Below are 19,083 nucleotides of genomic sequence, written 5' to 3' on the forward strand. Positions count from 1 at the left end.
TTCAAAACGGTTTTTGTAAAATATAAATTGTAATTATACTGTTTCTTGAATTTTATCTTCTTGTTTTTCCTCTTCTTCTTTAGAAGTATCAAACATAATTGGTGTTGCTACGAATAAAGATGAATACGTACCTACAACCACACCTACGATTAATGCGAACATAAATCCTTTAATACTGTCTCCTCCAAAGAAGAAAATTGCTAACATTACTAATAATGTAGTTAAAGAGGTATTAATTGTTCTACCTAAAGTACTACTTAATGCTTTGTTAACTAAATCAGCTGTAAAGTTTTTACTGCTTCCTGCATACTCTCTAATTCTATCAAAAATTACCACGGTATCATTTAACGAGTATCCAACTACTGTTAAAATTGCTGCAATAAATGATTGTCCTATTTCCATATCAAAAGGCATGAATTTATAACAGATAGAAAATACACCTAATACAACTAATACATCATGAAATACTGCTGCTACTGCACCAATAGAGAAAGCTATTTTTCTAAAACGTAATAAAATATATAAGAAAACAACAATTAATGAACCGATTACCGCCCATAAAGCTGATTTTTTAATATCATCAGCAATTGTTGGTTCTACTTTCATGTAGCTCATAATTCCGCTACCTGCTTTTTCGAATCCTGGTTTAAAGTCTTCATAAGAAGTAGTTCCTAAGTAAGATTTTAATCCTGTAAATAATGAGTTTTGAACTGAATCATCAACTTCACTACCTTCTTCATCAATTTTAAAAGCAGTTGTTATTTTTAATTGATTATCTGAACCGTAAGTTTTAACTTCAGGAGCAGCTCCAAAAGCATCTTTTAAACTAGAAGCAACCTCAGTTGCATTCATTGGCTGATCAAAACGAACAACATAAGAACGACCTCCTTTAAAATCAACTCCTTGTTTTAAACCTAAAGTAAAGATTGATATTAATCCAGCTAAAATAAAGAATCCAGAAATAATGTAAGCTAACTTACGTTTCTTTAAGAATTCAATGTTTATATTTTGAAACCAGTTTTTAGAGATATTTGTGTTAAAAGGTAAAGCACTTCCTTTTTCAACAGATTTATCAATAAATAAACGAGTAATAAAAATTGCAGTAAATAAAGATGTTGCAATACCTAACATTAAAGTATAGGCGAAACCTTTAATTGGTCCTGTTCCGAAAATAAATAAAATAACACCTGTTAAGAATGTTGTAATATTTGCATCGATAATAGCAGATAAAGCTCCTTTAAAACTAAATCCTTCATCAACGGCAGTTTCTAAAGTTTGTCCACCTTTTAAGGCTTCTTTAATTCTTTCAAAAATAATAACATTCGCATCTACCGACATACCGATTGTTAAAATAATACCAGCAATACCAGGTAAAGTTAAAACTGCATTATATGAAGCTAACCATCCGAAGATAAATAAAATGTTTACTAATAAGGCAATGTTTGCATAAAGACCCGCTTTACCGTAGTATAAAAGCATCCAACCTAATATTAATAAAATAGCTAATCCGAATGACCAAATACTTGCGTCAATAGATTCTTGACCTAATGATGGTCCAACAACTTCTGCTTGAATAATTCTTGCAGGAGCAGGTAATTTACCAGCTTTTAATACAGTTGAAATATCTTGAGCTTCTTCAACAGTCATTGTTCCTCCAGAAATTTGAGTACTTCCTCCTGTAATAGCTCCGTTTACAACTGGTGCTGTATATACGTAGTTATCTAAAACAACGGCAACGAATTTACCAACGTTATCGCCAGTCATTTTCGCCCATTTTTTAGTTCCTGTACCGTTCATTAACATAGATACAACAGGTTTGCTCATTTGATCGAAATCTTGATTTGCATCAGCAATTACATCTCCATCAATAGTAGCTTTATCATTTCTGTTCGATTTTATTGCATATAATCCAATAATTTCAGCAGTACCATCAGCACTTTTTTGTGCTTTATAATCCCATAAAAATTTAACATATTTTAAATTTGCAGGTAATAAAGCTCTTACAGATTTATCAGCAAGTAAGCTATTTACTTGTGCAGTATCTTGAACTTTAGCTTGTGCAACTAACGAGCTCATTTGTTGTTGATTTTGAGCTACATTAGGATATAAATAAGTAAATAAGTTCTTTTGAGTATCAGCTTTTTTTGTAGATTTAGTAGATTCTCCTAATAAATCATCAATATCATCTGTTTTTGTAGTGTCTTTAACCTCTGTTGTAGCAGTTACTGTATTATCTTTTAATAATTCAGCAACTCTTGCATTTGCAGTAAAGAAAAAGTTTTGAACTTCTGCATTTGTATATACTTCCCAAAATTGTAATTCAGCAGTACTTGTAATTAATTTAGTAACACGCTCAATATCTTTAGCACCTGGTAATTCAATTTGAATTCTTCCAGAATTACCAATACGTTGAATACTTGGTTGAGTTACACCAAATTTATCAATACGACTACGTAAAACTTCAAAAGAAGTATTAATAGAAGTATTAATTTCTTGTTGTAAAGCTAATTTTACTTTTTCGTTATTATCGTTAAATAAGATAACCTCACGATCACGTAAAGCTTTTGTTCCAAAAATTTCAGGATCACTTAATTTAACTTTTCCGTTACTAGCAGTTTCGAATTGCGTTAAAAATAAGTCTAAGTAGTTTTCTTGACTGTCTTTTTGAGCTTCACTAGCTTTTGCTAAAGCAGTTCTAAAAACAGTGTTTTCTGAGTTATTAGCTAAAGCAACTAAGATATCTTTTACAGATACTTGTAAAATAGCATTAATACCTCCTTTTAGGTCTAAACCAAGGTTCATTTCACGCTCCTTAATGTCGTTATAAGTATATTTAGCAACGCCTAAATTTACAACTTCGTCATTTGCGACGCTATCCAGATATTTTCTTTCAAAGCTAGCTAACTCTCTACCGCTGTTACCTTTAGCGTTTTCCTTTGCATATACTTTAGCGCTATCTTCTACTTTATTAGCAAAAAATGTAAACGACAATTGGTACAAGCTTACTAATCCAAAAAGGATAGCAAATAATTTAATAAGACCTTTGTTTTGCATCTATTTTAATTTAAATCGAATTCTTTTTTAAAACGAGCAAATATAGTATTTCGAAAAAGGTTTGCCAATTCTTTTGCTATATTTATATGATTCATGTCTGTTTAGCGTAAATAAAACGTAAGTATATTGGTTTTTATAATCATCAAAAAGGGTATATTTAGGCGATATTTTATGAAAAAAATAAGAAGAAATGATAGAATTAGTAATAAAACATTTAAGTGATATTGAGATAGCACAAGCAAAAAAACTAAAGCATATTAAACATATTGCAACAAAACTGAACATAGAAGAAGACGATTTAGAAATGTATGGGAAATATAAAGCGAAGCTTCCTTTAGATTTAATTGATGAACAAAAAATAGCACAAAACAACTTAGTTTTGGTTACTGCTTTAACACCAACACCTGCAGGAGAAGGCAAAACTACTGTTTCTATTGGTTTAACTGAAGGATTAAATAAAATTGGCAAACAAGCAACTGTTGTATTACGAGAACCATCTTTAGGACCTGTTTTTGGAATAAAAGGAGGAGCCGCTGGTGGCGGATATTCACAAGTTCTTCCGATGGAAGATATTAATTTACATTTTACAGGTGATTTTAATGCTATTGAAAAGGCTAATAATTTATTAGCTGCTTTGATTGATAATAATTTACAGAGTAAAACTAATAATTTAAATATCGATCCTCGTACTATTTTATGGAAACGAGTAATTGATATGAACGACCGTGCGTTGCGTCAAATAACTATTGGTTTAGGAGGTACAGCAAATGGTATCCCTCGTGAAGATGGCTTTAATATTACTCCGGCATCCGAAGTAATGGCAATACTTTGTATGTCGCTAAACTTTGAAGATTTAAAAGCTAGATTAGCAAATATATTTATCGGTTTTACTTTTGATAAAAAGCCTGTTTTTGCACGTGATTTAAAAGCACAAGATGCGATGGCTATTTTATTAAAAGATGCAATAAAACCAAATTTAGTACAAACATTAGAGGAAAATCCAGCAATTATTCACGGAGGTCCTTTTGCAAATATTGCCCAAGGAACAAACACTATTATTGCTACAAAAATGGGTTTGTCATTATCTAATTATGTAGTAACAGAAGCAGGTTTTGGAGCTGATTTAGGAGCAGAGAAATTTTTAAATATTAAATCACAATATGCAGGTTTAAATCCTAAATGTGTGGTTTTAGTTGCTACTGTTAGAGCATTACGTCATCATGGAGGTGCACAGAAAGAAGCATATAATACGCCAAATATAGTATGTGTTCAAGATGGATTTAAAAACCTTGAAAAGCATATCGAAAATATTCGTAAGTTTAACATTGAGCCAGTAGTAGCGATTAATTCATTTATTTCAGATTCTGAAGAAGAAGTGAATTTTGTTATTGAAGCTTGTGCTAAATTAGGAGTTGAAGCAGTTGTTTCAGAAGGATGGGTAAAAGGAGGTCAAGGAACTAAGGAATTAGCAAAAGCTGTGGTAAATGTTGTTGAAAATAAGGCAACACAATTTAAGCCTTTATACAATTGGAAAAGTCCTGTGAAAGAAAAAATAGCAAGAATTGCTAAAGAAATTTACGGAGCAGTAGGAGTAACCTATGATAAAAAAGCAGAATTAAATTTACGTAGAATTAATCGATTAGGATTTAATGATTTTGCAGTTTGTATGGCAAAAACACAAAAATCTTTTTCTGATGATGATAAATTAATAGGAAGACCTGAAGGTTTTACGGTACATGTTCGGGAAATTGAAATAGCAGCTGGTGCACAATTTATAATTCCTGTATTAGGAAAAATGATGCGTATGCCAGGTTTACCAGCAACACCTGCATCAGAAAATATGACTATTGATAATAATGGTGTAATTTCAGGATTATCTTAAAGCTATTTATAAAATAAAAAAGCAACTTTTTTGAGTTGCTTTTTTATTTTATAATAGTACAAAACTTAATTATACACCACGTTGTTTGTTAATTTCATCTTGTAATTGACGTCTTAGTTTTTGTTCTTTATCAATCGAATTTCTTTTGTATTGTTCAAATTCATTTTCAATACCAACTAATAAATTTTTAGTTTCTTTAGTAACAGAGTTACTGCTATTAAATTTAAAAATGAAAAAAGCTAAACCAATTAATAATCCACTTATAATACTCCAAAGAATAGTATTATAGGTTGTTTTATCTAAGTAAAACCCTCCAATTGAAATTGCATCTTCTTTTTGAACAGATACTGATAAATTGTTTTTTAAAGAGTTAATTTCTTCTTTTAAAGTATTGGTGTTTTTTAATTGAAGATCTAATTGAAGCTGTTTAGCAACGACATCTTTTTTGATAGCAACGACACTATCTAGTATGTTTTTTTGAAAACTGATAAAATTTGTACGTTTAATCAGTTTATATTCTTGCCAGTTATTAGATAATCGATACACTTTTGTAAACTGATTTTCTATGGTATTAGGCAATGAATCTACTTGAGTTTTAGATAAACGCTTTTGTGCAGAAATTTGCTGCGTTATAAGAATTAGTAATAGGATTCTTAAAATTTTCATTGATTAGAATTTTATGTAAAGATTGAATCTAATAGGTTTAAAAAAACCCAAACGTTTAAGTTTGGGTTTTTAGTATAAGCAAGTATATGAAACTTATTTTACTTTTTCTACAATGGCCTTAAAAGCTTCTGGATTGTTCATCGCTAAATCAGCTAAAACCTTACGGTTTAATTCGATACTATTAGCTTTTACTTTACCCATAAACTGAGAGTAAGACATTCCATACTGACGTGTTCCAGCGTTAATACGCTGAATCCATAATGAACGGAAGTTTCTCTTATTGTTTTTACGGTCACGATAAGCGTATGTCATCGCTTTTTCTACCGCATTTTTTGCTACTGTGTAAACGTTTTTACGTCTTCCAAAGTAACCTTTTGCTGCCTTCAAGATTTTTTTTCTTCTTCTTCTTGAGGCTACTGAATTTACTGATCTTGGCATAATTCAAATGTTTTTTGTAGTAGGCGATCGAATATTCGATACTTATTTGAGCCTAACTCCATGGTTAATAATTAAATTCCCTGTATAAAGAATTATCTTAAAACTAATTGTTGCTTAATATTTGCTACATCAGATTTGTGTACTAATGTTGCATGTCTTAAAGCAAGTTTACGTTTTTTAGACTTCTTTGTTAAGATGTGGCTTTTAAAAGCGTGCTTTCTTTTTATCTTACCAGAACCTGTTATTTTGAAACGTTTCTTGGCACTAGATTTTGTTTTAATTTTAGGCATTTCTGTTCTTTAGTTTATCTTGCTTATATATTGTGAACGATTTTTAATTTATTTAGCCTTTTTAGGCGCAATAAACATAATCATACGTTTCCCTTCTAATTTTGGCATTTGTTCTACTTTACCGTATTCTTCTAATTCTTGAGCTAATTTTAATAATAAAATCTGTCCTTGTTCCTTAAAAACAATTGAACGCCCTTTGAAGAAAACAAATGCTTTTAATTTTGCACCGTCTTGTAAAAACTTAATAGCATGTTTCTTTTTAAACTCATAATCATGCTCATCAGTCTGAGGTCCGAAACGAATCTCTTTTACAATAACTTTTGTTGCCTTTGATTTTAAAGCTTTATCACGTTTTTTTTGTTCGTATAAAAACTTTTTATAATCAATAATTTTACAAACAGGAGGTACTGCTTTAGGTGAAATTTCAACTAAATCTAACTCTTGTTCAATTGCCATTTCTTTGGCTTTTTCTAAAGGATAAACACCAACTTCGATGTTTTCGCCTACAAGACGAACTTCATCAACATATCTAATTTTTTCATTAATTCTATGTTGATCTTCTTTAATTACCCTTAGCGGTCTACGTCCGCCTCTTCTTCTAATTGCTATGACTCATGATTTTAGGTTATTACTATTATTTAGTTTCCAAAAGGAACTAATGTTTTGTTAACTTCGTTTTGTATTAACTCAATAAATTCAGCGATAGTGAATGTTCCAATATCTCCTTCACCGTGTTTTCTTACAGATACTGTTCCGTCTTGCTCTTCTTTTTCGCCTATAATAACCATAAATGGAATTTTGCTCACTTCTGCATCACGAATCTTTCTTCCTGTCTTCTCACTTCGGCTATCTACCAGGGCGCGAATTTCGGAATTTTCTAACAAAGTTAAAACTTTTTTAGTATATATTTCATATTTATCACTGATTGGCAATAAGATAACCTGCTCAGGAGTTAACCAAAGAGGGAAATTTCCTCCTGTATGCTCCAATAACACAGCGATAAAACGCTCCATAGATCCAAAAGGTGCTCTGTGAATCATTACTGGTTCGTGTAATTGATTATCGGCTCCTTTATAGGTTAATTCGAACCTTTTAGGTAAGTTATAGTCCACTTGAATGGTTCCTAACTGCCAACTTCTGCCTAAAGCATCCTTCACCATGAAGTCTAATTTAGGTCCATAAAATGCTGCTTCACCTTCTTCAACTATAAAAGCTAAGCCTTTATCGGTAGCTGCATTAATAATAGCTTGTTCTGCAATTTCCCATGTTTTAACATCTCCAATATACTTATCAGGGTTGTTCATGTCTCTAACAGAAACTTGAGCTGTAAAATCTTTAAAACCTAAAGATTTAAATACGTAAAGTACTAAATCAATTACATCTTTAAATTCTTGATCTAATTGTTCTGGTGTACAGAAAATATGTGCATCATCTTGAGTAAAACCTCTTACACGAGTTAATCCGTGTAATTCACCACTTTGCTCATATCTGTAAACTGTTCCGAATTCTGCAAAACGTTTAGGTAAATCTTTATAAGAATGAGGTTTAAAATTATAAACTTCACAATGATGCGGACAGTTCATCGGTTTCAATAAAAATTCTTCCTCCATTTTAGGAGTTTTTATTGCTTGAAAACTATCAGCGCCATATTTTTCGTAATGACCAGAGGTAACGTATAATTCTTTTTGCCCAATATGAGGTGTCATCACCATTTCATATCCAGCTTTCTTTTGTGCTTTCTTTAAGAAATCTTCTAAACGACCTCTAAGTGCAGCTCCTTTAGGTAACCATAAAGGTAAACCAGCACCAACTTTTTGTGAAAATGTAAAAAGCTCTAATTCTTTTCCTAATTTTCTATGATCACGTTTTTTAGCTTCTTCTAATAACTCTAAATACTCGGTAAGCATTTTTTGTTTAGGAAAAGAAATTCCGTAAATACGTGTTAATTGATTATTTTTTTCATCACCTCTCCAATAAGCACCAGCAACATTCATTACTTTAATTGCTTTGATAATCCCTGTATTAGGAACATGACCACCTCTACATAAATCTGTAAAATCACTATGATCACAAAAAGTAATATCTCCGTCGGTTAAATTTTCAATTAACTCAACTTTATACTGATTTCCAGCTTTTTTATAGTAATCTAAAGCATCAGCCTTAGATATAGAACGTAATTTAAATTCATGCTTTCCACGAGCTAATTCTAAAAATTTCTTCTCAATAGCAGAAAAATCTTTTTCAGATATAATACCTTCTCCTAAATCGATATCATAATAAAAACCATTATCAATTGCAGGACCAATTGTTAATTTAGCATCAGGATGAAAGGTTAAAATAGCTTGAGCTAATACGTGAGCAGAAGAATGCCAAAATGCTTTCTTTCCGTCATTATCATTAAAAGTATATAGTACTAAAGAACCATCAGTGGTAAGTGGTGTGGTAGTTTCAACGGTTGTACCGTTAAAATTTGCAGAAATTACATTTCTAGCAAAACCTTCGCTTATACTTTTGGCAACATCCATCGATGTGCTATTTACTTCAAATTCTTTAATACTCCCGTCTGGTAGTGTGATTTTAATCATTGTATATGTGTTATGTTTAATTCCCTTACAAGTGGAAATTTTATAACTGCAAAGATACCGTAAATGCATTTTTTATACAATATATATTAGGTATTTAAAAAAGGGTTTTTATTTAACGAATATATTTAAGTGTAGTAGTCAATTTTTATGTGTATTTATTTCTTTTAAACCTATTGAAAGTTATGAGTATAATTATTAAATGTAAAAAAAATAAGAAAATATTTGAATTTATAGACTTAAAAAGCTTCTCTTTTTAGAGAAGCTTTTTGAAATTATTTAATTAGAGTTACTTAGTTTTAGGAGGTCTAAAACATTATTATATTTTGGTGTAAAAAAGAAGTCTTCTAAAGTTTCCTTAAGTTTACGTTTTTTTAAATTTTGATGATTATTTTTTCTTTCAGCCTGATAAGGGGTATTTTCAAGTATTACATTTTGATATAAATTTTGATATGAATTAATAAATGTAATAAATTCATTATCAAAATTACGCTTCTTTAAAATTAGTTGATTATAATTCATCGGTTAAGCTTTTTGTGTATTTGTTTAATAATTTTCTACTCAGTGCTAAATTTGCTTTTTTAGAATCTACTGCTAAGTAAATAAAATATTCACCAGAAGGCGCAATATTAATTACATGTATTTGTTCATCTAAATTAAAATGTATATCTCTTAAGTTTTCATTTAAACCTAAGGCTTCTATTGCTTTTCGTTTTGCATTTATTATTTCTACATTATAGGCAGAGGCTAATGCTGTATCAAATTCAGCAACACTTGAATTTGAAATAAGGCATTCACCAGAAGACATTTCAGCTACACTAATAGCTATATAACCAGGTATATTATCTTTCGCGTTACGTACTAATTCATCTAAAAGGTTTTGCATTTTGTTTATTTTATAGTGGTTTATTTAATTCTTTTTTTAAGATTAGTTCTATTAATGATAAATTTAAATTATCGTCAGATAACAGAGCTAAAATTGATTGGTTGTATTTAACTAATAATATGTTTTGATTATTCGACTTTAATATAATTTCATTTAATTCAGTATTATAAAAAGAATTTAAAAAATGGTTACTCATATTAAAAATAGCTGTATTAAAAGCTGCCGTTTTATCTTTTAATTTATTAGACTGATTTTCTTCAGAATAAAAATCAATAATATTACCATTTTCATTAATAAGGTAAATGGCTTTCGAATTTGTTTGTGATATTAATCTTTTTAAATTCATTTATATTTATTTAATCTAAATAAGAGTGCAAATATAAGTGCTTTATTTTATTTTTTAACTTTTTTTGTTGAAAAATAAAGTTAAAATGGATAATTAAATAATACTTTAAAACTGAGCTGTATCTAATTTTTATTTATGGTTAATAAGGATTTATTAAGAGCCTGTTTAAATTTTATCTAAAAAGAGTTTTATATCCTGAGAAACTGAATCCGTTAAACTGAATTTATTTCAGTTTAACATCCTGATTTGTCGTAGTTCTTCATTTTATGTGATTCTGAAATAAATTCAGAATGATGTTTATATCTTAAAAAAGATACTTTATTTGAAATTTAAACAGGCTTTAAAAGTAAGCAAAGAATTTTTGAGTAATTAAATGATAGAAGTAATGTTACGAATGATTGAGTTTGGAAAATAGATAAGGTACCAAGTAATTGAATAAAATATACTTTGGATAAAGAGGAAGAAGAGTAAGTATAATTTGTTGTGAAAAAGAAAAAGCCTCTCAAATAAATGAGAAGCTTTTGCGGTCTGGACGGGACTCGAACCCGCGACCCCCTGCGTGACAGGCAGGTATTCTAACCAGCTGAACTACCAGACCGTTGCTTGTAGCAATACTTTTAACTTACTTAACTAATTGCGGTCTGGACGGGACTCGAACCCGCGACCCCCTGCGTGACAGGCAGGTATTCTAACCAGCTGAACTACCAGACCGTTGCTTTTAGCTTTGTACTTTTACTTAAAATAATTTAGCGGTCTGGACGGGACTCGAACCCGCGACCCCCTGCGTGACAGGCAGGTATTCTAACCAGCTGAACTACCAGACCGTTGCTAATTACTCTAAGCGAGTGCAAATATAAGACCTTTTTATGGAATGAAAAAAAATTATTTCATTTTTTTTTGTCTGCTAACAATATAAGTTGTTAATATTTTATCATATCCTTCATTAATATCTACTGGGATATAATCAATTTTATATTGTAAGCATTTGTTTTTTAGGTTTTTGAAAAACAAACTACTTAGTTCTGTATATTCTTTTTGAATGTTATCAGGATGTAAATTTATTTCTTCATTAGTTTCAATATCTACAAATTTTTTCGGACTATTATCAAAATTAAATAACAATTCTGTTTTTTTATCATAAGTATGAAACAAGATTACTTCATGTTTATTGAATTTTAAATGACGTAAAGCATCAAAAAGTTCTTCTTCATTTTTTGTTGTTTGAAGCATATCAGTAAATAAAAAAATCAAAGAACGACGATGTATGTTTTCTGCTATTTCATGTAAATATTGATAAGTTTCTGTTGTAGCTTTAGATGTTGAGATTAATAAATTATCTAATTGATTCAATAACATTTTACGATGACGTTCGCTTCCTTTTTCAGGAGCGTAGTATTCGTAGCTATCAGAATAGATACTTAAACCGACGGCATCTCGTTGTTTTTTTAATATTTCCATCAAAGAAGCAGCAGCAACTACCGAAAAACCAATTTTATTTAAACTATCAATTGATTGACTTTTAACAATAGGGTAGTGCATCGATGCCGAATTATCAATAATAATATGACATCTTAAATTTGTTTCTTCTTCGTATTTTTTTATGTAAAGTTTTTCGGTTTTAGCAAATAGTTTCCAATCTATATGACGGGTACTTTCGCCTTTATTATATAGCTTATGTTCTGAAAACTCTACAGAAAAACCATGAAATGGACTTTTGTGTATTCCTGTAATAAAACCTTCTACAACTTGTTTTGCAAGTAATTCAAGGTTTTTTATTTCTGAAGAAGTAGTATTTAGATCAATCATAGTGCATCTAAAATAAAAAAAGGTTTGACGCTAGCCAAACCTTTTCAATGATATATTATAATTGTGCTATTTATAAAGCAGCATCAATTTTATCAGTATATGCTTTTTTAGGAGCTGCACCAACTTGTTTGTCTACAACTTCACCATTTTTAAATACTAATACTGTAGGAATATTTCTTACACCATATTTAGCAGCAAATTCTTGGTTGTTATCAACATCAACTTTACCAACAACAGCTTTTCCTTCGTATTCAGAATGAATTTCATCAACAATAGGTCCTACCATTCTACAAGGTCCACACCATGCTGCCCAAAAATCAACTAATACTGGTTTGTCTGATTTTAATACTAACTCTTCAAAGTTTGCATCTGTAATTTCTAATGCCATAATTTTATGTTTTAATTAAGTTATAGTCTTGTTTCTACACTACAAAAGTAATCAAATATTTGACCAATACAATTCTACAAAAATTACTTTTTGTTATCATAGCATCAATAGTTTCTATTTCCTTGGCTGTTTGTTTTTATGTGTGTAAAATAATCAATAACTTAGCGCCATAATTTTCGAGGAAAAATTTGACTGATTGCAACCTCATTGAACATAAGTTCATAATAAAAAAGCTAAAGCAGTAATTTTCTACTTCTTTACGCGACCAAGCAATCTAAGTTTTTCCTTTTTATCTAAATTTTTAAAATATAATTTTATGTCATATTTATTTACTTCAGAAAGTGTTTCTGAGGGACATCCAGATAAAATAGCAGATCAGATTTCTGACGCTTTAATAGATAATTTTTTAGCTTTTGATAAAGAATCAAAAGTTGCCTGTGAAACATTGGTTACTACAGGTCAAGTAGTTTTGGCTGGTGAAGTAAGATCTAAAACATATTTAGATGTTCAAAAAATTGCAAGAGATGTAATTAACAAAATTGGATATACTAAAGGTGAGTATATGTTTGATGGTAGTTCTTGTGGAGTTTTTTCTGCAATTCATGAGCAATCACCAGATATTTATCAAGGTGTTATAAAAGGTAATCCTGAAGATCAAGGAGCAGGAGACCAAGGAATGATGTTTGGTTATGCAACTGATGAAACGGAAAATTATATGCCTTTAGCTTTAGAGTTATCGCACCGTTTATTAATTGAATTAGCTGAATTACGTAGAGAAAATAAGGATATCGATTATTTACGTCCAGATGCTAAATCGCAAGTAACTATTGAATATTCTGATGATAATGTGCCTCAAAGAATTGATGCAATTGTAATTTCTACACAGCATGATGATTTTGATGCAAGTGACGAAGTTATGTTAGCTAAAATTAAATCTGACATTGTTTCTATCTTAATTCCTAGAGTTGTTGCTAAATTACCAGCTAATTTACAAAAGTTGTTTACTGATAGTATAACGTATCATATTAATCCAACAGGTGTTTTCGTAATTGGAGGACCTCATGGAGATACTGGTTTAACTGGTCGTAAAATTATTGTTGATACTTACGGAGGAAAAGGAGCACATGGTGGTGGAGCATTTTCAGGAAAAGATCCTTCTAAAGTAGACCGTTCTGGAGCATATGCAACACGTCATATTGCTAAAAATTTAGTAGCTTCAGGATTATGTAAAGAAGTTTTAGTACAAGTTTCATATGCTATTGGAGTTGCAAAACCTACTAGTATTAATGTTGAAACTTACGGAACTTCAACTATTGATAAAACAGATGGAGAAATCAGTAAAATAGTAGAAACTATTTTTGATATGCGTCCTTATTTTATTGAAAAACGTTTGAAATTAAGAGCTCCTATTTATTCTGAAACTGCTGCTTACGGGCATATGGGTAGAAAATCAGAAATTAAAACAGTTACTTTTACAAATCCAATGGGTGAAACTGTATCTGAAGAAGTAGAAACATTTACTTGGGAAAAATTAGATCACGTAGATAAAATAAAAGAAAGTTTCGGTTTATAGATTGATTATGAGATTTATATATAAAAAATACCTGTGATTTTGTTGCAGGTATTTTTTTATGTCTTATTTTCGTACAAAATAAATTGAAAAATTATGAAAAATTTAAAAGGTGTATTAGCAATCGGTTTAATAGTCGGATTAATGAGTGCTTGCACGAGTTCTGCTACAGAAGATTTTGATGACATTAATGGAAATGTAAAGAAAAAAACATTAAAATCAATTACAGCTATAAACCCAGTAGAAATTCAAGAGTCATTATCTTCAAACTTTTTCTATGATTCAGATAATAAATTGATGAAAATGTCAGGAACAGAAGGGACTGAATCTATTTCAATGGATTATAAAAATGATGGAACTTCTATTAAAGGAGGAAATAATGAGGGGGATTCAGAAAGTTTTTCTATAGAAGAATTATATAAAGCTCCTTATAAGATGTATGAAACGGGAGAGGTTTTAGCATACGATGCGAATAAAAATCCAAGTAAAATTGCATTTCGTGATACAGTTTATGATTATGAAACAAATACTTATAGTGTAGAAACTCAAATTGCAGAAATGACTTATGACGATAAGCCAAATTTATATTTTGCTACTTTAGAATCTGCTGGTCTTGTTGAAATTTTAGATGGTGTTTCTTTAGATTTTGGAATAAATACACAAGCATCAGAAATTATTAAAGCAAGACAATTATTACCTACCAATAATTTAATAAAAGTTGTATATAAAAATGCTGATAGTGAGGTTTTAGGGAGTTTAAATATCGATTATACTTATGATGCTGACGGATATCCTGTAAAAGGAACTGGTACAGCAATAAACGATGAAAATGAAACTATTAGTATTGATGTTGTTTATAGTTATAACTAATTTTTAAAAATATTTACAAAAAAAATCCGTGATACAATTTGTGTCACGGATTTTTTTTATGAAGTTTATTTTATCTGAAGAATATAAGGCATTCTAGCTTGAATTCCTTTTAAATTTTTCATCTGATTGATGTTGTTATATAACTGATAATTTTCATTACCTAAAGCTTCTTTTAAAATATCAACTTTTGATGCTTTTGCAAAAAGAGAGAAGTTTAAAGCTTCTTTTAAATCTTTTTTATAAACAGGATAGTTACGAACTCTATAATTATCAATTTCGGCTAACTCAGCAGCAGCAGCAATTGCATCATCTAAATTACCAAGTTTATCAACCAAACCTTTTTCAACAGCTTCTTTACCTGTCCAAACTCTACCTTGTGCAACATCGTTAACTTGCTCAAAAGTCATGTTACGACCTGCTGCAACACGGTTTACAAAAACAGTATAAATCTGTTCAACACCTTCTTTTGTTACATTATAGAATTTGTCGTTTATCGGTTCAAAAACACTATAATTAGGATTGCTGTTTGTTGATACTTGTTCTGCATTAATTCCAATATTATCAGCGAATTTGTTAAAGTTAGGTACAGCACCAAAAACACCAATAGAACCTGTAATTGTTGTTGGTTCTGCGATAATTTTATCTGCATTACAAGCAATATAATAACCACCCGAAGCCGCTAAATTTCCCATAGAAACCACTAAAGGCTTCTCTTTTTTAGCTAATTCTAATTCACGCCAAATTAATTCTGAAGCTAAAGCACTTCCACCAGGAGAATTCACACGCAATACAATTGCTTTCACATTTTTATCTTTTCTAGCTTTACGAATTGCTTTGTTGGTAACTTCTTGTCCAATAATATCTTCATTTCCTTTGGCATATCTGATTTCTCCTTGTGCATAAATAACCGCAATTTTATTTTTTGCAGATGAAGAAACTCGTCCTTTTCCTGATTTGATATAATCACCTATAGAAATGGTATTTATTTTTTTATCAGAATTTAAAGCTAATTTTTCTTTGTATTGATCTTCATAAATAATGGCATCAATTAAATTATTTTCTTTTGAAAGATTGGCATTTCTACCATTCGCATTATCTGCAATTATATTTAATTTTTCAATAGAAATATTTCTACTTTTAGAAACATCCGAAGTAATTTCAGACCAAATAGATTTTAAAAGCGACGTTGTTTGTTCACGATTAGCATCACTCATTTCATTTAATAAATAAGGTTCTACAGCACTTTTGTATTTTCCATGACGAATCACTTCCATTTTAATTCCGTATTTATCTTCAAAATCTTTATAATATAAAACTTCTGTTGATAATCCTTTAAAATCAATAGCTCCAACAGGATTTAAAAATAAACTATCGGCAACAGAACTTAAATAATAGTTTTTTTGAGTATATACATCATTATAAGCATAGACAAATTTTCCACTTTCTTTAAATTCTTCAATTTTATTTCTGATAGCTTGTGTTTGTGCAATACCAGCGTTTACGGCTATTGTTTTAATACTGATTCCTGTAATTCTTGTATCAGTTTTTGCATTTTCGATAGCATTTATTATTTTATTCAAAGCTAATTTTTCATCGGCTAATTCTAAAATTTCGGCTAACGGATTATCTTCTTTCGGAGCATAATCTTTTACAGGTGTAGATAAGTCTAACTCTAAAACTGAATTTGATTTTACTACTATTTCTTCTTCTGATCCCATTACAGCGGCTATGGCTATAAAAAATAGAAATATTAAAAAGATGGCTATAAAAAAACCAAAAATGGATGCTAATAAGTTTCGTAAAAAGTTCATATTAATGCGATTATTTTTTTAGCAAATATACAGATTTACACCAAGCTTTAAATATTAGCGTAAAGTCATTCTAATTAGTTCTTAAAATCAATATTAATAATGATAGCTTCTTTAGTAGTTGTATTATATTTTATCTATTTCATAATAGATAAAATCCATACTGATAAATTTGTGTAAATTATTTTATTTTTTATTGATATTTAACACTAGTTTTAATCTTTAAATAGTTAAAAATGATGAAAAGATGTTTTTGGGTAAGTGATGATCCCTTGTATATTGAATATCATGATACCGAATGGGGAGTTCCAGTATATAATGATGCAATTCTATTTGAGTTTTTAATTTTAGAAACTTTTCAAGCAGGTTTAAGTTGGATAACAATATTGAAAAAACGAGAAAATTTTAGGCAAGCTTTTGATGATTTTGATTATCAGAAAATAGCTGTTTATAATGATGATAAATATGAAGAATTACTTCAGAATTCAGGAATTATAAGGCATAAATTAAAAATTAAGTCGGCAATTTCTAATGCAAAATTTTTTATGGATATTCAAAAAGAATTTGGCTCTTTTTCTGATTATATATGGAGCTTTGTTGATGGAAAACCAATAAATAATACTTTTGATAAAAAAGAAGATGTTCCTGCGACTACTATTTTATCTGATGTTATATCTAAAGATTTAAAAAAACGAGGATTTAAGTTCGTTGGATCAACTATAATATACGCATATATGCAGGCAATAGGTATGGTTAATGATCATACAACCGATTGTTTTAGATATGAAAATTAACGAATCAAGTATCAGCAAAATAAATAGATAAAAAGGTGCTTATTTTTTATCAAAAAAAAAAGAAAAGGTGATGGCGAAAAAAACAAAAGACCCTGGGTTTGGTTATAATTCTCAAGAAAATAAAAGAGGACTTATTAATAAAGACGGAAGTTCAAACGTAATACACATCAATAAAAATTTTAATATTGATGATTTGTATACTTATTTTGTAGAAATGTCTTGGGGTAAATTTTTCCTTGTAGTTTTTATTAGCTATACTTTTTTAAATATTATTTTCGGACTTTTATATACTTCAATTGGTATTGAACAAATAACACCATCGAAAGGAAGTTTTTTTAGAGATTTTTTAAATGGATTCTTCTTTAGTGCTCAAACATTAACAACCGTAGGTTATGGAGGTATTGCTCCCAAAGGAATTACAGCAAATTTAATCGCTGCTTTTGAAGCAATGTTAGGTTTGTTATCATTCTCATTTATAACAGGTTTATTATATGGACGATTTGCAAAACCAAAAGCGGCTATTCGTTTTAGTGAAAATTTATTATTAAGAGATTTTAAAAATCATAGTGCTTTAATGTTTCGATTAATAAATAACAGAAAAACAGTTATGATTGAGCCTGAAATAAAAGTCACTTTAGTTTTAAATGAAAAAAATGCAGCAGGAAATTATCAAAGAGAATTTCACGAATTAAAATTAGAACGAGATAATATAATGTATTTGCCAACCGTTTGGACGGTTGTTCATGAAATTGATACAGAAAGTCCGTTATATAAATATACAAAACAAGAAATAGCAAAAATGGATGCTCAAGTATATATTTTACTTAAATATCATGAAGAGTCTTTTGGGCAACATGTATATCAAGCAACTTCTTATAGTTTTTCAGATTTAGAAATAAACAAAAAGTATGTTCCTTCTTCTCATTTTGATAAAGAAGGATTTACTATTTTAAATCATGAAAAATTAAGTGAAGTAGAAAAAATGAATTAACCTTTAATTAAATATTTTGCAAGAAATAATAAAGCAATAGCAGTTACAAGACCTATAGCTACAAATAAAGCCGTATTTTTATAATATTTCTTATTATTTTTAGCATCTTTTATATAGCTATAAAACATAGCTATAATAAAAAAAAAGGCAAATAAACATGAAAAAATAATTCTTCCTGTGGTAAATTCTATAGTTGCAAAAGGAATAAACATAAATTGTATTTTCGGCAAAGTTAAAGAATGATTTTATAATGAAGATAGCTAAACAGGTAATTGTTTTTTGATGTTTATTTTAAAGAATAAAAAATTAGGTAAAAAATCATATAAAAATGAAACATAAAATAAAATCAGTACAAGAATTTCACGAAGCATTTAAAATAAATATTCAAAATAAACCAACTATTGCTATTTCTGAAGATAGAAAAAAATTGCGTTTTGAGTTGATGAAAGAAGAAAATGAAGAGTATTTAGAAGCTGCTAAAAACAACGATTTAGTTGAGGTTGCTGATGCTTTAGGCGATATGTTATATATTTTATGCGGAACTATTATTGAACACGGAATGCAAGATAAAATAGAAGAAGTATTTAATGAAATTCAACGTAGTAATATGAGTAAATTAGGTGAAGATGGAAAACCTATTTATCGTGAAGATGGTAAGGTTTTAAAAGGACCTAATTATTTTAAACCAAACATCAAAGAAATTTTAAAATAG

At 29.4% G+C, this 19,083-nt stretch carries 19 protein-coding genes and 3 tRNA genes; 6 read left to right on the forward strand and 16 right to left on the reverse strand.

Features of this window, described 5'->3' with window-relative positions:
- Nucleotides 1–33: 33 nt before the first annotated feature.
- Nucleotides 34–3,054 carry a protein translocase subunit SecDF gene (gene secDF / locus AB0T67_RS09670; protein ID WP_369220135.1) on the reverse strand — a complete coding sequence of 1,007 codons (3,021 nt, stop codon included), beginning with the start codon at nucleotides 3,052–3,054 and terminating at the stop codon, nucleotides 34–36.
- Between the two features lie 190 nt (nucleotides 3,055–3,244).
- Between secDF and AB0T67_RS09675 the strand changes: the two genes are divergently transcribed.
- The gene (locus tag AB0T67_RS09675) at nucleotides 3,245–4,936 is read left to right on the forward strand and encodes a formate--tetrahydrofolate ligase (protein WP_455432246.1); all 1,692 of its coding nucleotides are present in this window, start codon (nucleotides 3,245–3,247) and stop codon (nucleotides 4,934–4,936) included.
- A 69-nt stretch (nucleotides 4,937–5,005) separates the two neighbouring features.
- On the opposite strand, the gene AB0T67_RS09680 is transcribed toward AB0T67_RS09675, so the two are convergent.
- The 13 genes from AB0T67_RS09680 to trxA form a co-directional block, all read right to left on the reverse strand.
- Nucleotides 5,006–5,602 carry a hypothetical protein gene (locus AB0T67_RS09680; RefSeq protein ID WP_271230706.1) on the reverse strand — a complete coding sequence of 199 codons (597 nt, stop codon included), beginning with the start codon at nucleotides 5,600–5,602 and terminating at the stop codon, nucleotides 5,006–5,008.
- Between the two features lie 93 nt (nucleotides 5,603–5,695).
- Nucleotides 5,696–6,040 carry a 50S ribosomal protein L20 gene (rplT, locus tag AB0T67_RS09685; RefSeq protein ID WP_369220136.1) on the reverse strand — a complete coding sequence of 115 codons (345 nt, stop codon included), beginning with the start codon at nucleotides 6,038–6,040 and terminating at the stop codon, nucleotides 5,696–5,698.
- A 92-nt stretch (nucleotides 6,041–6,132) separates the two neighbouring features.
- A complete protein-coding gene (rpmI, locus tag AB0T67_RS09690) occupies nucleotides 6,133–6,330 on the reverse strand; it encodes a 50S ribosomal protein L35 (protein WP_271230705.1) in 198 nt (65 codons plus the stop codon).
- 48 nt (nucleotides 6,331–6,378) lie between these two features.
- Nucleotides 6,379–6,897 (reverse strand): translation initiation factor IF-3, encoded by a 519-nt coding sequence (infC, locus tag AB0T67_RS09695; protein ID WP_271232168.1) that lies wholly within the window; start codon nucleotides 6,895–6,897, stop codon nucleotides 6,379–6,381.
- A gap of 71 nt (nucleotides 6,898–6,968) precedes the next feature.
- The gene (gene thrS / locus AB0T67_RS09700) at nucleotides 6,969–8,915 is read right to left on the reverse strand and encodes a threonine--tRNA ligase (RefSeq protein WP_369220137.1); all 1,947 of its coding nucleotides are present in this window, start codon (nucleotides 8,913–8,915) and stop codon (nucleotides 6,969–6,971) included.
- A 276-nt stretch (nucleotides 8,916–9,191) separates the two neighbouring features.
- Nucleotides 9,192–9,434, reverse strand: a complete 243-nt coding sequence (locus tag AB0T67_RS09705; RefSeq protein ID WP_369220138.1) for a hypothetical protein — start codon at nucleotides 9,432–9,434, stop codon at nucleotides 9,192–9,194.
- Nucleotides 9,424–9,798 (reverse strand): hypothetical protein, encoded by a 375-nt coding sequence (locus tag AB0T67_RS09710; protein WP_271230702.1) that lies wholly within the window; start codon nucleotides 9,796–9,798, stop codon nucleotides 9,424–9,426. Before AB0T67_RS09710 ends, AB0T67_RS09705 begins: the two co-directional genes overlap by 11 nt.
- Nucleotides 9,799–9,808: 10 nt before the next feature.
- The gene (locus tag AB0T67_RS09715) at nucleotides 9,809–10,144 is read right to left on the reverse strand and encodes a hypothetical protein (RefSeq protein WP_369220139.1); all 336 of its coding nucleotides are present in this window, start codon (nucleotides 10,142–10,144) and stop codon (nucleotides 9,809–9,811) included.
- Nucleotides 10,145–10,668: 524 nt separating this feature from the next.
- Nucleotides 10,669–10,742, reverse strand: a tRNA-Asp gene (locus AB0T67_RS09720).
- A gap of 39 nt (nucleotides 10,743–10,781) precedes the next feature.
- Nucleotides 10,782–10,855, reverse strand: a tRNA-Asp gene (locus AB0T67_RS09725).
- Nucleotides 10,856–10,894: 39 nt separating this feature from the next.
- Nucleotides 10,895–10,968, reverse strand: a tRNA-Asp gene (locus AB0T67_RS09730).
- Between the two features lie 58 nt (nucleotides 10,969–11,026).
- Complete coding sequence (locus tag AB0T67_RS09735) at nucleotides 11,027–11,950, reverse strand: DUF58 domain-containing protein (RefSeq protein WP_369220140.1); 924 nt, start codon at nucleotides 11,948–11,950, stop codon at nucleotides 11,027–11,029.
- 70 nt (nucleotides 11,951–12,020) lie between these two features.
- Nucleotides 12,021–12,338, reverse strand: a complete 318-nt coding sequence (gene trxA / locus AB0T67_RS09740) for a thioredoxin (RefSeq protein ID WP_271230699.1) — start codon at nucleotides 12,336–12,338, stop codon at nucleotides 12,021–12,023.
- 316 nt (nucleotides 12,339–12,654) lie between these two features.
- Between trxA and metK the strand changes: the two genes are divergently transcribed.
- Nucleotides 12,655–13,911 carry a methionine adenosyltransferase gene (metK, locus tag AB0T67_RS09745; protein WP_369220141.1) on the forward strand — a complete coding sequence of 419 codons (1,257 nt, stop codon included), beginning with the start codon at nucleotides 12,655–12,657 and terminating at the stop codon, nucleotides 13,909–13,911.
- A gap of 93 nt (nucleotides 13,912–14,004) precedes the next feature.
- Complete coding sequence (locus AB0T67_RS09750; protein WP_369220142.1) at nucleotides 14,005–14,778, forward strand: hypothetical protein; 774 nt, start codon at nucleotides 14,005–14,007, stop codon at nucleotides 14,776–14,778.
- 65 nt (nucleotides 14,779–14,843) lie between these two features.
- On the opposite strand, the gene sppA is transcribed toward AB0T67_RS09750, so the two are convergent.
- The gene (sppA, locus tag AB0T67_RS09755) at nucleotides 14,844–16,589 is read right to left on the reverse strand and encodes a signal peptide peptidase SppA (RefSeq protein WP_369220143.1); all 1,746 of its coding nucleotides are present in this window, start codon (nucleotides 16,587–16,589) and stop codon (nucleotides 14,844–14,846) included.
- A gap of 233 nt (nucleotides 16,590–16,822) precedes the next feature.
- Between sppA and AB0T67_RS09760 the strand changes: the two genes are divergently transcribed.
- Together AB0T67_RS09760 and AB0T67_RS09765 are read left to right on the forward strand one after the other, a co-directional pair.
- Nucleotides 16,823–17,380 (forward strand): DNA-3-methyladenine glycosylase I, encoded by a 558-nt coding sequence (locus tag AB0T67_RS09760; protein WP_369220144.1) that lies wholly within the window; start codon nucleotides 16,823–16,825, stop codon nucleotides 17,378–17,380.
- A gap of 70 nt (nucleotides 17,381–17,450) precedes the next feature.
- Nucleotides 17,451–18,371, forward strand: a complete 921-nt coding sequence (locus tag AB0T67_RS09765) for an ion channel (RefSeq protein ID WP_271230694.1) — start codon at nucleotides 17,451–17,453, stop codon at nucleotides 18,369–18,371.
- On the opposite strand, the gene AB0T67_RS09770 is transcribed toward AB0T67_RS09765, so the two are convergent.
- Complete coding sequence (locus AB0T67_RS09770; protein WP_369220145.1) at nucleotides 18,368–18,583, reverse strand: hypothetical protein; 216 nt, start codon at nucleotides 18,581–18,583, stop codon at nucleotides 18,368–18,370. The two genes, AB0T67_RS09765 and AB0T67_RS09770, sit on opposite strands and share 4 nt — an antisense overlap.
- Before the next feature lie 116 nt (nucleotides 18,584–18,699).
- Here AB0T67_RS09770 and AB0T67_RS09775 point away from each other — a divergent pair, with 116 nt between their 5' ends.
- Nucleotides 18,700–19,083 (forward strand): nucleoside triphosphate pyrophosphohydrolase family protein, encoded by a 384-nt coding sequence (locus AB0T67_RS09775; RefSeq protein WP_271230692.1) that lies wholly within the window; start codon nucleotides 18,700–18,702, stop codon nucleotides 19,081–19,083.

Source organism: Tenacibaculum salmonis, from assembly GCF_041053065.1.
GTDB classification, from domain to species: Bacteria; Bacteroidota; Bacteroidia; order Flavobacteriales; family Flavobacteriaceae; genus Polaribacter; species Polaribacter pacificus_A.

Excerpts from the sequence above, each read along its gene's own strand:
- secDF (WP_369220135.1), bottom strand. The coding sequence starts at position 3,054 with ATGCAAAACAAAGGTCTTATTAAATTATTTGCTATCCTTTTTGGATTA.
- AB0T67_RS09675 (WP_455432246.1), top strand. The coding sequence starts at position 3,245 with ATGATAGAATTAGTAATAAAACATTTAAGTGATATTGAGATAGCACAA.
- AB0T67_RS09680 (WP_271230706.1), bottom strand. The coding sequence starts at position 5,602 with ATGAAAATTTTAAGAATCCTATTACTAATTCTTATAACGCAGCAAATT.
- rplT (WP_369220136.1), bottom strand. The coding sequence starts at position 6,040 with ATGCCAAGATCAGTAAATTCAGTAGCCTCAAGAAGAAGAAGAAAAAAA.
- rpmI (WP_271230705.1), bottom strand. The coding sequence starts at position 6,330 with ATGCCTAAAATTAAAACAAAATCTAGTGCCAAGAAACGTTTCAAAATA.
- thrS (WP_369220137.1), bottom strand. The coding sequence starts at position 8,915 with ATGATTAAAATCACACTACCAGACGGGAGTATTAAAGAATTTGAAGTA.
- AB0T67_RS09705 (WP_369220138.1), bottom strand. The coding sequence starts at position 9,434 with ATGAATTATAATCAACTAATTTTAAAGAAGCGTAATTTTGATAATGAA.
- AB0T67_RS09710 (WP_271230702.1), bottom strand. The coding sequence starts at position 9,798 with ATGCAAAACCTTTTAGATGAATTAGTACGTAACGCGAAAGATAATATA.
- AB0T67_RS09715 (WP_369220139.1), bottom strand. The coding sequence starts at position 10,144 with ATGAATTTAAAAAGATTAATATCACAAACAAATTCGAAAGCCATTTAC.
- AB0T67_RS09735 (WP_369220140.1), bottom strand. The coding sequence starts at position 11,950 with ATGATTGATCTAAATACTACTTCTTCAGAAATAAAAAACCTTGAATTA.
- trxA (WP_271230699.1), bottom strand. The coding sequence starts at position 12,338 with ATGGCATTAGAAATTACAGATGCAAACTTTGAAGAGTTAGTATTAAAA.
- metK (WP_369220141.1), top strand. The coding sequence starts at position 12,655 with ATGTCATATTTATTTACTTCAGAAAGTGTTTCTGAGGGACATCCAGAT.
- AB0T67_RS09750 (WP_369220142.1), top strand. The coding sequence starts at position 14,005 with ATGAAAAATTTAAAAGGTGTATTAGCAATCGGTTTAATAGTCGGATTA.
- sppA (WP_369220143.1), bottom strand. The coding sequence starts at position 16,589 with ATGAACTTTTTACGAAACTTATTAGCATCCATTTTTGGTTTTTTTATA.
- AB0T67_RS09760 (WP_369220144.1), top strand. The coding sequence starts at position 16,823 with ATGATGAAAAGATGTTTTTGGGTAAGTGATGATCCCTTGTATATTGAA.
- AB0T67_RS09765 (WP_271230694.1), top strand. The coding sequence starts at position 17,451 with ATGGCGAAAAAAACAAAAGACCCTGGGTTTGGTTATAATTCTCAAGAA.
- AB0T67_RS09770 (WP_369220145.1), bottom strand. The coding sequence starts at position 18,583 with ATGTTTATTCCTTTTGCAACTATAGAATTTACCACAGGAAGAATTATT.
- AB0T67_RS09775 (WP_271230692.1), top strand. The coding sequence starts at position 18,700 with ATGAAACATAAAATAAAATCAGTACAAGAATTTCACGAAGCATTTAAA.